At 72.9% G+C, this 13,912-nt stretch carries 12 protein-coding genes and 1 tRNA gene; 5 read left to right on the top strand and 8 right to left on the bottom strand.

Going from position 1 to position 13,912, the window contains the following annotated elements; translation table 11 throughout:
• Positions 1-2 precede the first annotated feature (2 nt).
• The 5 genes from EUA98_RS19725 to EUA98_RS09475 all read right to left on the bottom strand — a co-directional run bounded on the left by EUA98_RS19725 (position 3) and on the right by EUA98_RS09475 (position 3,745).
• Positions 3-146 (bottom strand): hypothetical protein, encoded by a 144-nt coding sequence (locus EUA98_RS19725; RefSeq protein WP_165372781.1) that lies wholly within the window; start codon positions 144-146, stop codon positions 3-5.
• Between the two features lie 250 nt (positions 147-396).
• Positions 397-473 (bottom strand) — tRNA-Thr (locus EUA98_RS09490).
• A 73-nt stretch (positions 474-546) separates the two neighbouring features.
• Positions 547-1,374, bottom strand: coding sequence for a DsbA family protein (locus tag EUA98_RS09485; RefSeq protein ID WP_130102439.1), 828 nt, complete (start codon positions 1,372-1,374; stop codon positions 547-549).
• A 49-nt stretch (positions 1,375-1,423) separates the two neighbouring features.
• Entirely contained in the window at positions 1,424-1,936 is a 513-nt protein-coding gene (locus tag EUA98_RS09480; protein ID WP_130102438.1) for a hypothetical protein, read from the bottom strand.
• Positions 1,937-1,984: 48 nt separating this feature from the next.
• Complete coding sequence (locus tag EUA98_RS09475; RefSeq protein ID WP_130102437.1) at positions 1,985-3,745, bottom strand: serine/threonine-protein kinase; 1,761 nt, start codon at positions 3,743-3,745, stop codon at positions 1,985-1,987.
• Between the two features lie 93 nt (positions 3,746-3,838).
• On the opposite strand from EUA98_RS09475, the gene EUA98_RS09470 reads away from it, so the two are divergent.
• The 5 genes from EUA98_RS09470 to EUA98_RS09450 all read left to right on the top strand — a co-directional run bounded on the left by EUA98_RS09470 (position 3,839) and on the right by EUA98_RS09450 (position 10,050).
• Complete coding sequence (locus tag EUA98_RS09470) at positions 3,839-5,266, top strand: alpha,alpha-trehalose-phosphate synthase (UDP-forming) (protein ID WP_130102436.1); 1,428 nt, start codon at positions 3,839-3,841, stop codon at positions 5,264-5,266.
• Entirely contained in the window at positions 5,263-6,060 is a 798-nt protein-coding gene (gene otsB / locus EUA98_RS09465; protein WP_130102435.1) for a trehalose-phosphatase, read from the top strand. The genes EUA98_RS09470 and otsB overlap by 4 nt, the downstream gene beginning before the upstream one ends.
• A gap of 209 nt (positions 6,061-6,269) precedes the next feature.
• Positions 6,270-7,397, top strand: a complete 1,128-nt coding sequence (locus EUA98_RS09460; protein ID WP_130102434.1) for an ABC transporter ATP-binding protein — start codon at positions 6,270-6,272, stop codon at positions 7,395-7,397.
• A 102-nt stretch (positions 7,398-7,499) separates the two neighbouring features.
• Positions 7,500-8,735 carry a DUF4032 domain-containing protein gene (locus EUA98_RS09455; RefSeq protein WP_130102433.1) on the top strand — a complete coding sequence of 412 codons (1,236 nt, stop codon included), beginning with the start codon at positions 7,500-7,502 and terminating at the stop codon, positions 8,733-8,735.
• Positions 8,736-8,793: 58 nt separating this feature from the next.
• Complete coding sequence (locus tag EUA98_RS09450; RefSeq protein ID WP_130102432.1) at positions 8,794-10,050, top strand: alpha/beta hydrolase family protein; 1,257 nt, start codon at positions 8,794-8,796, stop codon at positions 10,048-10,050.
• 20 nt (positions 10,051-10,070) lie between these two features.
• Here the strand turns inward: EUA98_RS09450 and rlmB are convergent, their stop codons facing one another.
• The 3 genes from rlmB to EUA98_RS09435 form a co-directional block, all read right to left on the bottom strand.
• Positions 10,071-11,105, bottom strand: coding sequence for a 23S rRNA (guanosine(2251)-2'-O)-methyltransferase RlmB (gene rlmB / locus EUA98_RS09445; RefSeq protein WP_130102431.1), 1,035 nt, complete (start codon positions 11,103-11,105; stop codon positions 10,071-10,073).
• Positions 11,105-12,553: a cysteine--tRNA ligase gene (gene cysS, locus EUA98_RS09440; RefSeq protein ID WP_130102430.1), complete on the bottom strand. Its 1,449-nt coding sequence runs from the start codon at positions 12,551-12,553 to the stop codon at positions 11,105-11,107. Before cysS ends, rlmB begins: the two co-directional genes overlap by 1 nt.
• A 126-nt stretch (positions 12,554-12,679) precedes the next feature.
• Positions 12,680-13,909, bottom strand: a complete 1,230-nt coding sequence (locus EUA98_RS09435) for an alanine racemase (protein WP_130102469.1) — start codon at positions 13,907-13,909, stop codon at positions 12,680-12,682.
• Positions 13,910-13,912: the final 3 nt, after the last annotated feature.

The following is a 13,912-nucleotide window of genomic DNA, read 5'->3' as shown; positions in this document are numbered from 1 at the left end:
GCCTACTCGACGAGCCGCGGCCTGGTCCGCCGCACGCCGTCGGCGATCTGCTGGGCCTGGGCCGAGACGAGGGCGGCGTAGTCCTCGTAGAGGTCCGAGACCCGGTCGTTCGGGGCGTCCGACTCCCAGGAGGTCAGCCAAGCCACCTTGGCCAACCGGATGTCGTCGTTCGTGATGTCAATGCGAAGTTCGCGGTCTGGAGACATGGCCTACCCCAAGGGAGTCGCGACGGCCCCTTCCTGACCGGTCCTTCAGGTTCTCATTGCGGACATCAGGGACATACACCCGTCTGGGTGATAGCACCCAGACGTCCCCGTATCCCATCGAGGCGATGAGCATCGGCGAACCGTGCACAGGCGCGGGTGAAACCCCACCCGAACGCGGCCCGACCGCCCGTGGAGCCTCCTATCGGATTCGAACCGATGACCCCCTGTTTACAAGACAGGTGCTCTGGCCAACTGAGCTAAGGAGGCGTGCGCCGCGACGGTCGGTGAAGCCGGTCCGGGGGTGCCGGAACAGCCTACCGATCGCCGCGGCGGGCAGACGTCAGCCCATCGCTGCGCGGATGGCTTCCTCGAGCGGACCGGCGGTGTAGATGTCGAGCGTGTCGGCGGTCTTCTCGCCGTTGATCATGATCGTCGGGGTCCCGCTCACACCATCGATCTGGCCCTGCGCCGTGGCGGCGGCGACCCACGTCGTGAACGCGCCGCCGTCGGCGACGATCTGGTCCGCGATGTCCTGCGGCACGCCGACCTCGACCGCCAGCGCCGCGATCTCCTCGTCGCTCAGCCCTGCGGTGTTCTCGGCGGGCTGGTTCGCGAAGAGTGCCTCGTGGAGCGCAACGAAGTGCTCCGGGTCGGCGTCGGCCACGAACGCCACGGCCTGGGCCGCGCGCGTGGAGTACTCGGTGCCGGACGAGAGCCGGTCGAGGATCGAGATGGGGTGGTACGCCACGGTGATCTCGCCGGCGCTCGCCATCTTGTCGAGCGTGGCCGCGTTGGCGTCCTCGAAGCGCGCGCAGTACGGGCACAGGTAGTCGAAGTACACGGCAACGGTCGGGGCGTCGGCGCCCGACGTCGATCCGGCCGTCCCGTCGGCGCCGACCGGGATGGCGCCGTTGTCGAGCGCGCCCGCCGGGGCGGTGATGCCCTGGAGCGGGTTCTCCTCGTCGAGGTCCGAGGCGGTGGGCTTCGCCTGGCTGAGGATCATGGCGACGACGATGGCGAGGACGGCGACGGCGGCGACGAGCCCGGAGATCGCGAGCAGTCGGCTGCGCTTGGCCTTCTTCTGCTGGGCGGCCCGCATGTCGAGGGCCTTCTGGCGGGAGGCGTCCCGCTGCTGCGCTTTGGACTCGCGCGGCGTGTTGCTGGGCATGGCTTCAGTTCCTTCGGTCGGGTCTGGGGGTGGCCGAGGCGGCCGTGGATCAGGCGGCGCAGAGCACCGGCGGACCACGGTCGGGGTGGGCCACGTCACCGATCCGGCGGCGCACGACGTCGAGCTCGTGCCCGACGACGCCGAACGCCGCCACCCAGGGGGCGCGGGGGCTTTCCGGCAGCGCCCGCCAGGCCGAGCGGAGCACCCGGCGCAGGCCCGACGCCGCCCGGGCGAGCAGGGCGGACAGGCTCACCCCGCAGACGGCCGCGAGCAGGTGGACGAGCAGCGTCGGCATCGCGACCGAGAAGACCACGAGCGCGCTGTTCGCCGCCGACCCACCGACGGCGAGGGTGCCCTCCGGGCAGTCGACCGAGGTGCGCATGAGCGCGAGCCGCAGCCCGAGCCAGCCGACGGGCCCCTCCCCGGGCACGCAGGAGTGCAGGGCGAACTGCGCCGGGCCGGCCAGCGCGACACCGAGGCCGACGACCGACGCGAGCGCGCCTGCGGCAACGAGCGGCGGCAGGGCTCGACCCCGTCGCACGTCACCCCGCCGCAGCCTCATGCGCACAGGGTACGACGCGGACCTTGCGCTGACCCCGGCCCCGCCACGTCAGGGCAGCTCGGGCCCGCCCGGCAGCGGCCACCAGGTCACGTCCTGGCCGGTCACGACGAGCGCCACGAGAGCACCGGCGCCGACGAGCGCGAGCACGACCAGGACCACCGCGCCGGCGTTCCCCGGGGCGAGCGCCGCCAGGGTGCGGCGGGCCCCGATCCGGGTGAGCCGGGACGTCGGGCCGAACCAGACGAGCGCGAGACCCCCGAGCATGGCGGCCGCGAGCGCCGCGGAGTACACCCAGGGCTCGTTGCCCCCGCCGGGCGCCGTCCCGCCACCGATGCCCTGCGAACCGATCACCAGGCGGTCCGACCCGAGCAGCCACCACAGCACGCCCCCGACGATCACGATCACGCTCGCCCCGAGCAGCAGCGACGGCACCAGCCCGACGAGCGCGCGGAGCAGATGCCAGGGGCTCGCCGCGACGGCCCGCGCAGCGTCGGCGCGGCCCACCCCGCCGCGTCGCTCACGGCGCGTGTGGAGGGCGGCGACCGCCGATCCGACGGTCCGGAAGAGCACGATGGCGAGCCCGGCCACGACGGCCGTCACGCCGGGGTAGAGCGCGGCGCCGGCGATGACGAGGAGGGCCAGCGCGAGCACCGACCCGACCCGGAGGCGAGGCTGCGGGGCGACGTAGCCGGGCGGTGGCTCGAGCGGGCCGGCCGGGCCGTAGCCCGGCTCGCCGTAGCCCGACCCGCCGTGATCCTGCTCGTCATCACGGGGCGGCCCGTACCCGGCGCCCGGCAGGACGCTGGGCGGCGGGTTCTCGCCGTACCCCGCGTCCGGCACGGCCGCTGCGTCGTCCTGGCGGGGGACGGCGCCGAACGCGCGCGTCCTGCCGTCGTTCGCGACGTCGGGCACGACGAAGGCGGCCGTCGCAGCCGTCGGAGGACCCGGCGGGACGGCACCGACCGTCCGGGTGAGCACCTGGGTCGAGGGCAACGGGTCGCCCTGCTCGGCGGCCTCGGTGAGGTCGGCCACGACGTCGTCGGGCAGGGCCCGCAGGCTCGGATCGGGATCCAGCGCCGCGCTCAGGGCGCCCGCCGTGAGCGGGCCGAGCCCGATCACGTCGACGTCGCCCGCCCGCGACCGCGCGAGCACGGCCTCCATCGGGCGGATGCCGAACGGCGCCCGGCCGGTCGCCGCGAACGCGAGCACCGCGGCCCAGCCCCACCAGTCCGTCACCGCGCTCGGCTCGGCGTCGGCGAGCAGCTCGGGGGCGAGGTAGCCGGGCGTGCCGACGACGAGGTTGCCGGACGTGAGCTGGGCGTCGTCGGTCGCCTGGGCGATGCCGAAGTCGATCAGGACGGGCCCGCCGTCGGTCACCAGGACGTTGCTCGGCTTGAGGTCGCGGTGCACGACGCCGGCCGCGTGGACCGCCTCGAGCACGTCGCGGAGCCCGGTGGCGAGCCGCGCGAGCTCGGGCGCCGGGACCGGGCCATGGGCCCGCACGTGCTCCTCGAGGTTGTGGCCGTCGACGAGCTCGGTCACGACGAAGGCCTCGGTGGAGTCGATCTCGGCGTCCAGCACCGCGGCGACCGCCGGGTGACGCAGGCGCTGCAGGGCCGCGACCTCACGGCGCAACCGGTCCCGGGCCACCGGGTCCACGTCGATGTGCGGGTGCAGCAGCTTCAGCGCGACCGTCTTCCCGCCGCCGTCGACGGCGCGGTAGACCGTCCCCATCCCGCCCGAGCCGAGCGGTGCGACGATCCGGTATCCGCCGACCTCCGACCCCGGCGCCAGGCCCATCCGTTCCATGGGAGCACGCTAGCCGCCGCACGGCCGGGGCCCGCGTCGGCGCCCCGGTACGGCCGTTCGGGATAGCCTCAAGGAAACGTCAAGGGGTGATGTGTGAGCGAGGCAGAGTACGACTTGGTCGTCGTGGCCAACCGACTTCCGGTGGACATCTCCATCTCGGACGAGGGCGAGCTGAGCTGGACACGGTCGCCCGGTGGGCTGGTCACGGCGCTCGCGCCCGTCATGCAGGGGGCCGCCGGTGCGTGGGTCGGCTGGTCGGGCGCGCCCGACCTCGCGCCCGACCCGTTCGACGTCGACGACGTCCACCTCGTGCCGGTCGCGCTGTCCGAGTCGGACATCGAGCTGTACTACGAGGGCTTCGCCAACGACACCCTCTGGCCGCTCTATCACGACGTGATCGAGAAGCCCACCTACCACCGGCTGTGGTGGGACGCGTACCGACAGGTGAACCGGCGCTTCGCCGAGGCGGCCGCCGCGCAGGCCGCGCCCGGCGCGATCGTCTGGGTGCACGACTACCAGCTCCAGCTGGTCCCCGCACTCCTGCGTGAGCTGCGCCCGGACCTGCGGATCGGGTTCTTCAACCACATCCCGTTCCCCGCGCTCGAGATCTTCGCGCAGCTGCCGTGGCGCAGCCAGGTGGTCCACGGGCTGCTCGGTGCGGACCTGATCGGCTTCCAGCGCACGAGCGACGCCGCGAACTTCGTGCGCTCGGTGCGTCGGTTCACGGACCTGACCACGCGCGGCGAGGTCATCACCATGACCGAGGAGGACGGCGGGCGGCGCCACGTGCGCGCAGCGGCCTTCCCGATCTCCATCGACTCCGGACACTTCGACGACCTGGCCCGCAGCCCCGCGGTCGCCAAGCGCGCGCTCGAGATCCGCGAGGAGGTCGGCAGCCCGGACGTGCTCCTCCTCGGCGTCGACCGCCTCGACTACACCAAGGGCATCCGACACCGGATCAAGGCCTTCGGTGAGCTGCTCCAGGACGGCCGCCTCACCGTGCCGAAGGTGACCTTGATCCAGGTCGCGAGCCCGAGCCGCGAGAACGTGGGCGCCTACCAGCAGCTGCGCGAGGACGTCGAGCTGCTGGTCGGCCGGATCAACGGCGAGTACGGGCACCTCGGCTGCCAGCCGATCCGGTACCTGCACCACTCCTACCCGCCCGAGGAGATGGCCGCGCTGTACCTCGCGGCCGACGTCATGCTCGTGACCGCCCTGCGCGACGGCATGAACCTTGTCGCGAAGGAGTACGTCGCGGCGCGCTCCGACGAGCGCGGGGTGCTGGTGCTGTCCGAGTTCACCGGCGCCGCCGACGAGCTCGCCGGGTCGGTGTTCGTCAACCCGCACGACATCGACGGGATGAAGGACCGGATCGTGTCGGCCGTCGAGATGGACTACCGCGAGCAGCGCAAGCGCATGCGCCGGCTGCGCCGCCGGGTCCTGGCCGACGACGTCGAGAAGTGGTCCCAGTCGTTCCTCGCGGTCCTGGGCGCCGTCCCGCAGAACCCGGTGCACCGATGACGGCCGCGCCCGCCACGGCCGACGGCGAGCTCGGCGCCGCGCTCGCGGCCCTCGCCGACGACCCGGAGCGCCGCCCGCTGCTCGTCGCGCTCGACTTCGACGGCACGCTCGCGCCGCTCGTCGACGACCCGGACGACTCCCGGATGCTGCCCGCCGCCGCGGACGCCCTGGCCCGCCTCGCCCGGACCCCGGGGGTGCTGCTCGCCCTCGTCTCGGGCCGCTCCGTGGTCGACCTGCACCGCCGCGCCGGTGCGCCGGTGGGCACCGTCCTGATCGGCAGTCATGGGAACGAGCGCGGTCGGGTCGGCACCTACGGCCTCGAACGCGACGCGATCCGCCTCGACCCCGACCAGGCCGAGCTGCTCGTCGCCGTCGGCGCCGGGCTGACCGCCGCGGCCCGCGGTCGGGACGGCGTCTGGGTCCAGCACAAGCCGGCCGCCGCGGTGCTGCACACCCGGATGGCCGCGCCCGACGTCGCTCGGGCCGCGACGGCGCAGGGCCTCGCCCTGGCCGACTCGCTCGGCATCGCCGCGTTGCACGGCAAGGACGTCGTCGAGATCGCCGTCGTCCTGGCCTCCAAGGGCGACGCCCTGGCCGCCCTGCGGACCGAGCTGGGCGCCGCCGTCGTGCTCTACGCGGGTGACGACACGACCGACGAGCACGCTTTCGCCACGCTCGGGCCGACCGACCTGGCCGTCAAGGTCGGGCCGGGGGCGACCGTCGCCCGGCTGCACACCGCCGACCCGCGCACGTTCTGCGCGCACCTCGCCGAGTTCGCCCGCGCGCTGGACTGAACCGGTCACGATCCGGCCCCTCGCGGCTCCGCGGCGTGACGTCCCGGCCCAGGCCCTCTCGCCATGTGCCAGAATGACGACCGAACCCCGAGCTTTTGTCGGGTGCGGCCATCCGCACCCGCTCGCGGGTTCGTGTCAGCGCAGACACTCTGGCACCGCTCACTACGGATCGTCCGGCACGTACCTGCCGGTGAGGGGAAATATCCATCATGGCAACAGTCACGTTCGATAAGGCCACCCGCATCTACCCGGGCACCGAGCGCCCGGCCGTGGACGCACTGGACCTGGCAGTCGAGGACGGCGAGTTCCTCGTCCTCGTCGGTCCGTCTGGTTGCGGAAAGTCCACGTCGCTCCGCATGCTCGCCGGGCTGGAAGACGTCAACGCCGGTCGGATCCTGATCGGTGACCGCGACGTCACCGATGTGCAGCCCAAGGACCGCGACATCGCGATGGTGTTCCAGAACTACGCGCTGTACCCGCACATGACCGTCGCGGACAACATGGGCTTCGCCCTGAAGATCGCCGGCAAGCCGAAGGCCGAGATCCGTTCTCGCGTCGAAGAGGCCGCCAAGATCCTCGACCTCACCGAGTACCTCGACCGCAAGCCGAAGGCCCTCTCCGGTGGCCAGCGTCAGCGCGTCGCGATGGGCCGCGCGATCGTGCGCCAGCCCCAGGTGTTCCTCATGGACGAGCCGCTGTCGAACCTCGACGCCAAGCTTCGCGTCCAGACCCGCACGCAGATCGCCTCGCTCCAGCGCCGCCTCGGCGTCACGACGGTCTACGTCACGCACGACCAGACCGAGGCCCTGACCATGGGCGACCGCATCGCGGTCCTCAAGGACGGGCTCCTCCAGCAGGTCGGCACGCCGCGCGACATGTACGACACCCCGGCGAACGTGTTCGTCGCCGGCTTCATCGGCTCCCCCGCGATGAACCTCGGCACGTTCTCGCTCGCCGAGGGGTACGCCCAGCTCGGCAGCACCAAGATCTCGGTGCCCCGCACCGCGGTCACGGCGCTCGGCGCGGACGACAACGCCAAGATCACCATCGGGTTCCGGCCCGAGTCGCTCGACGTCGTGCCGGCCGGCACCCCGGACTCGATCCCGGTGCTCGTCAACATCGTCGAGGAGCTCGGCTCCGACGCGTTCGTCTATGGCGAGCTGACCGGCGAGCTCGGCAGCAAGGGCCTCCTGCACTCCGGTGCCGGCGAGGACCAGGTCATCGTGCGCGTCGACCCGCGCAAGGTCCCGGCCAAGGGTGAGACGATCCACGTGACGATCCGCACCGGTGAGCAGCACCTGTTCCACGCCGGTTCGGGCTTGCGCATCGACGCCTGATCCACGACGCGAGGGGCGGTCCGGCCAAGCGGCGGACCGCCCCTCGCTGTTTGCCGGGCCAGCTGCCCGGGTGCTCATCTAGACGAGGAATCTGAAACTGTGATGGCCCAGAACCTGCAGATCACTGCGGCAGCGCCCGACCCGGCGCTGCTGGACCTCCCCTGGGACGTCCCGCTCGAGGAGTGGCCGGCCGACGTGCTCGCCGCGCTGCCCCGCGGGATCTCGCGGCACGTCGTGCGGTTCGTCAAGCTCTCCGGACGCGTGATCGCGGTCAAGGAGATCGGCGAGAGCGTCGCCTACCGGGAGTACGAGCTGCTGCGTCAGCTGCGCCGCCTGGACGCGCCGAGCGTCGAGCCCGTGGGCGTCATCACCGGGCGCCGATCGCCCGACGGCGAGCCTCTCGAGGCCGTCCTGATCACGCAGCACCTGCAGTTCTCCCTGCCCTACCGCGCGCTGTTCAGCAACACCCTGCAGCCGGACACCGCGACCCGGCTCATCGACGCCCTGGCCGTGCTCCTCGTGCGCCTGCACCTGTCCGGGTTCTACTGGGGCGACGTGTCCCTGTCGAACACCCTCTTCCGGCGGGACGCCGAGTCGTTCGCCGCCTACCTCGTCGACGCCGAGACCGGCGACCTGCACAACAAGCTCACCGACGGCCAGCGCTCGTACGACCTCGAGATCGCGCGCGTCAACATCATCGGCGAGCTGATGGACCTGGTGGCCGGGGAGTTCCTCGACGAAGAAGAAGACACCGTCGCGATCGGCGCCATGCTGGTCGAGCGCTACGAGGAGCTGTGGACCGCCCTGACGGACGAGGAGTCCTTCACCGCCGACGCCCGGTGGCGGGTCGCCGCCCGGATCGAGCGGCTGAACGACCTGGGCTTCGACGTCGGCGAGCTCGACATCATGACCGACATCGACGGCACGACCGTGCGGATCCAGCCCAAGGTCGTCGACGCCGGTCACCACTCCCGCCGGCTCATGCGCCTGACCGGGCTCGACGTCCAGGAGAACCAGGCGCGCCGCCTGCTCAACGACCTCGACGCGCACGCCGCCGCGACCGACCGGCAGAACGACGAGGAGTCCTTCGTCGCCCACGACTGGCTGACCCAGGTGTTCGAGCCCGCGGTGCGTGCCGTGCCGCGGGAGCTGCGCCGCAAGCTCGAGCCGGCGCAGGTCTTCCACGAGCTGCTCGACCACCGCTGGTTCATCTCGAAGGAGCGCGGGCGCGACGTGCCGCTCGCCGAGGCCGTCGACAGCTACGTCACCGACGTCCTGCGCCACCGCCCGGACGAGCTGGCCGTGCTGGGCGCCAGCGGCCTGGCCGACGACGCCTGACCCCTCCCCGACCCCTCTTCCGGTCGCGAGACCGGCGCTCGTCGGGCACGGTCGATGGATGAACTCCACCTCACCGACGAACCCGGCCACGCGAGCGTCCGTCCCCACGCTCTTCGCCGACCCCGACTTCCAGGTCGCGGGCCGCTCTGCCCTCGGAAAATCGGCCCAGGGCGCCATCGACCTCGGCCTGACCTTCCTGACGTTGTCCCGCATCACCGACGGCGACCCGTCCAGCTGGTATCAGGAGTGGCGCGACCTGGCCGACAACCAGCGATCGCGCGCCGAGCAGGCGCACGACGACGGCCACTTCCAGACGGCCGGCGCCCACTTCCTCGCCGCCTCGGACGCGTACTCCCGCGCCCTCGCGTTCGTCGACGGCATGCCCGACGACGGCGTGCTCGGCCCCACCTTCCGGGCCGGACGTGACAGCTGGGACGCGTTCATCGCGAGCACCCGCGGCCGGCACGTCGCCGTGGCGGTCCCCTACGAGGGCGGCACCCTGCCCGGGTACCTCCTGCGGCCGGACGCCACGGGGGCGCCCCGGCCCACGATGGTCGTGGCCAACGGCAGCGACGGGTCGTTGCCCGGGCTGTGGGCGGAGGGGATCCGGTCGGGTCTCGAGCGCGGCTGGAACGTGTTCGTCTTCGACGGTCCCGGGCAGCAGTCGATGCTGTTCGAGCGCGGTGTCCCGTTCCGCCCCGACTGGGAGAAGGTGCTCACCCCGGTCGTCGACTCGCTCGTGGCGCGCGACGACGTCGACGGTGAATCGCTGCTCGCCTACGCCATCAGTCAGGGCGGGTACTGGCTAGGGCGTGCGCTCGCGTTCGAGCACCGGTTCGTCGCGGCCGCGCTCGACGGCGGGGTCGTGGACGTCTCCCGGACCTGGAACGCTAACCTGCCGCCCGAGATGCTCGCGCTGCTCCACGGCGGGCAGAAGGAGACCTTCGACCAGTACATGGGCCAGGGGCCGTCCGACCCGGCCCTCGAACGGCAGTTCGCGTTCCGCGCCCGGCCCTACGGCGCGTTCGACTCGGCGTTCGACCTGTTCACGGCCGTCGGCACGTACACTCTCGGCGCCGACCTCGTGGCACAGATCACGACCCCGACGCTCGTGACGGACCCCGACGACGAGGACTTCTTTCCCGGCCAGTCCCGCGAGATGTACGACCTGCTGCGCGCACCCAAGCAGCTGGCGCGATTCACCCGCGAAGACGGCGCCGAGCACCACTGCCAGCCGCTCGGCCGGACGCTGACCGGCCTGACGGTCAACGACTTCTTCGCCGACCACCTCGCGACGAGCCCGCACGTGGTCTGACAGTGGCGTCGGCGTTCGGGTCAGGACTCCAGCGCGGCGGCGGTGCGGATGCGGGCGACCTCGTAGAGGGCGATCCCGGCGGCGACCCCGGCGTTGAGCGACTCGACGGACGAGCCGATCGGGATGGACGCCAGGGCGTCGCAGTTCTCGCGCACGAGGCGCGACAGGCCCTTGCCCTCGGAACCGATCACGAGCACGAGCCCGTCGGTCGCGAACGGCAGGTCGTTGATCGCGACGTCGCCCTCGCCCGCCAGCCCGACGACGAAGCACCCGGCCTGCCGGTACGCCTGCAGCGTGCGCACGAGGTTGGTCGCCCGGGCGACCGGCACGCGCGCGGCCGCTCCCGACGAGACCTTCCAGGCGGCCGCCGTCACGCCGGCCGAGCGCCGCTCGGGCACGAGCACGCCGTGCGCGCCGAACGCGCCCGCGGAGCGGAGCACTGCGCCGAGGTTGCGCGGGTCGGTGACCCCGTCGAGCGCGACGATCAGCGGCTTCGTCCGGTGGTCGGACGCGTCGTCGAGCAGGTCGTCCGGGTCCGCGTACACGTACGGCGGGACCTGGATGGCGACGCCCTGGTGGATCGCGCCGTCGGTGAGCCGGTCGAGCTCGGCCTTGGAGACCTCGAGCAGCGGGTACCCGCGGCCAGCAGCGGTGTCGAGGATCTCCCGCGTGCGGTCGTCGGTCTCGATGCGCGTGCCGTAGTAGACGGTGGTCACCGGGATGCCGGCGCGCAGCGCCTCGACGACGGAGTTGCGTCCGCAGACGATCTCGTGGGTCGCGCTGGAGCCCTTGCCGCCACGCCCGCCGGAGGCAGACCGTGATGCGCGCACGGGAGCCGCGCCGCCGGAGCGGCCCGAGCCGGCGACCGGGCCGGTGGCGCGCCGGGTCGCGGCGGCCACCCGCTTGGCGGCCGGGTGGTGCGGCCGCTCGGTGGCCTTCGGCGTCGGGCCGCGGCCCTGCAGGGCCGCCCGGCCCTTCCCGCCGGTGCCGCCGCTGGCCCCCTTCTTCGATCCAGCCTTGCGCGTCGCGCCGCGACGTTCGGAGTTTCCAGCCATCAGTTCTCGTCCTCCCGGGTAGCGGCCAGCGACCATCGCGCCCCAGCCGGTGAATCCTCGACAACCACGCCGGCCGCCGAGAGGCGGTCCCGGATGGCGTCAGACGTCGCGAAGTCTCGCGCCGCCCGTGCTTCTGTTCGTGCAGCAAGCTCGGCAGTGACGACCGCGCCGAGCGCCCGGGCATACCGGTCGTCGTCGCCGCGCGTGGCCCACTGCGGTGCACCCGGATCGAGCCCGAGCACGTCCAACATGCCGCGCAGCGCGATCAGCGCCTCGCGCGCAGTCCCGAGATCCCCGGCGGCCAGCGCCGTGTTCCCCGCCCGCAGCCGTTCATGCACGACGGCGAGCGCCGCGGGGACATTGAGATCGTCGTCCATGGCGCTGGTGAAGTCGGCCGGCAGGTCAGCCTTCGCCACCTCGTCGTCGTCCACCACACCGATCGCCTCCACGGCCCGGGTGACGAAACCGGCGAGCCGGTCCCACGTCGCCTCAGACTCGCGCAGGGTGTCTTCGGTCCACTCGAGCATCGAGCGGTACTGGACCGCCGTGAGCGCGTAGCGCAGCACGACGGCAGGAGTGTGAGCGAGCACCTCGGCGACCAGCATGCCGTTGCCGAGGGACTTGCTCATCTTGGCCCCGCTCTGCGTGACCCAGCCGTTGTGCAGCCAGTACCGGGCGAAGCCGAAGCCCGCGGCACGGGACTGCGCCTGCTCGTTCTCGTGGTGCGGGAAGCGCAGGTCGAGGCCGCCGCCGTGGATGTCGAACTCGTCGCCCAGGTAGCGCTGCGCCATCGCCGAGCACTCCAGGTGCCAGCCGGGACGGCCCCGGCCGAACGGCGTCGGCCACGACGCCGTCGCCGGCTCGCCCTGCTTCGGTGCCTTCCAGAGCGCGAAGTCGCGCGGGTCCCGCTTGCGCTCGTCGGCGCCGTCGGCCGCGATCGTGTCGGACGCCGGGACCATGTCGTCCACGCGCTGGTTGGTCAGCGCGCCGTACTCCGGGAACGAGCGGACGTCGAAGTAGAGGTCTCCCTCGCCGGCGAGGTATGCGTGCCCGGTGGCGACCAGCCGCTCCATCAGCGCGACCATCTCGGACACGTGCCCGGTCGCCCGCGGCTCGTAGCTCGGCGGGAGCACGCCGACGGCGTCGTAGGCGTGCGTGAAGGCCCGCTCGTTCTGCATCGCCCAGGCCCACCAGGGCACGCCGGCGTCGGCGGACTTGGCGAGGATCTTGTCGTCGATGTCGGTGACGTTGCGCACGAGCGTGACGTGGCTGCCGGAACGCTTCAGCCAGCGCACGAGCACGTCGAACGCGACGGCGGACCGCAGGTGACCGATGTGCGGCGGAGCCTGGACGGTCGCCCCGCACAGGTAGATCGAGACCTCGCCCGGGACCAACGGGACGAACTCACGCACCGACCGCGTGGCGGAATCAAACAGATGAAGGCTCACCCACCCACTTTACCGGCCCACGACCCCGCCCCGAACGCCCGCGGCCCTCACCGCGGTGGGGCCGGTGCACCGGGTCGGCGAGGCGGGTCAGTGAGGCGGGTCGGCGAGGCAGGTCGGCGAGGCAGGTCAGTGCGGTGGCGGGGATTCGCCGCGGTAGGTGGCGGTCGCGGTGGTGGTGCCGTCCGGGTGCAGCACCTGGATCTCGGGGACGTGCTCCATCAGCTCCCCCGCCTTCGCGTGCCGGAACCAGACCCGGTCGCCGATCGCGGGACCCCGCGTGGCGTCGGCGGGCGGTGCGCCGGCCGCCCGCCGCGGCCGGACCCGAGGCGGCGTCGGCCGGCCGGTCACGCGCAGCGGGGTCTGCACCTCCCCGGCGCCCTCGCGTCGGGTGAGTCGCAGGCGGGGGTCGATCGGTACCGGGAGCCGCGAGCGGCCCGCCGGGCCGGAGGCCACGAACCCGCCGCCGAACGCCGTGACGTACCCGGGCGCGGGACGGCGCACGACGTCGAGCCCGAAGTACGCCGCCGGTCGCGCCGCGAACGACCGGTAGTGGTCGAACAGGGCGGGAGCGAAGAGCCCGGAGCCCGCACTCACCTCGGTCACCACGGGGTCGCTCACGGTCGACTCGATCGAGCCGGTCCCGCCGGAGTTGACCAGGGCGAGCGGGCCGCCGATCGCCTGCTGCACCGCGTCCACGACGCGCCCGCGGCGCACGGCGAGGTCGGCCACCGACGCGCGCTTGACGAGCCGGGCGGCCCAGCTGGTGTCCGGCAGCCCGGCGACCTGCGCCTCGTAGAACATCACGCCGCGCACGACGACGCCGTCGCGCCTCGCCACGAGCGTGGCGAGCGCCGCCGCCTGGGCAGGCTCGTGCACCGGCGACCGCCGCACCCCCAGGTGCACTGCCCGGGGACCGACCCCGACCCGGAGGGAGGCGTCCACGTCGAGACACAGCAGCACCCGCTGACCGCCCGTCTGCGCCGCACGCGCCGCGAGCGCGACCTGGGCCACGTCGTCGACCATGAGCGTGATCGCCGCCGCGGCGACCGGATCCGCGGCCAGCCGGGCGAGCGAGCCGGTGTCGACCGTGGGGTAGGAGACCAGCACGTCGCGGGCACCGTGGCCGACCAGCCACAGCGCCTCGCGCAACGTGAACGCGAGCAGACCGGCAAAACCGGGGCGAGCCAGCACGCGGTCGAGCACCCACCGCACACGCACCGACTTGCTCGCCACGCGCACCGGGACGCCACCCGCTCGTCGGACCAGGTCGGCCGCGTTCGCGTCCAGCGCGGCGAGGTCGACGACGACGATCGGTGCGGGCAGTCCCGCGGTGGCGGCCGAGAGGCGGTCGCTCATCGT

Source organism: Pengzhenrongella frigida, assembly GCF_004168625.1.
Lineage (GTDB): Bacteria > Actinomycetota > Actinomycetes > Actinomycetales > Cellulomonadaceae > Pengzhenrongella > Pengzhenrongella frigida.
Note: the sequence above shows the minus strand (reverse complement) of the source record. Positions and strands in the feature narration are given on the sequence as shown.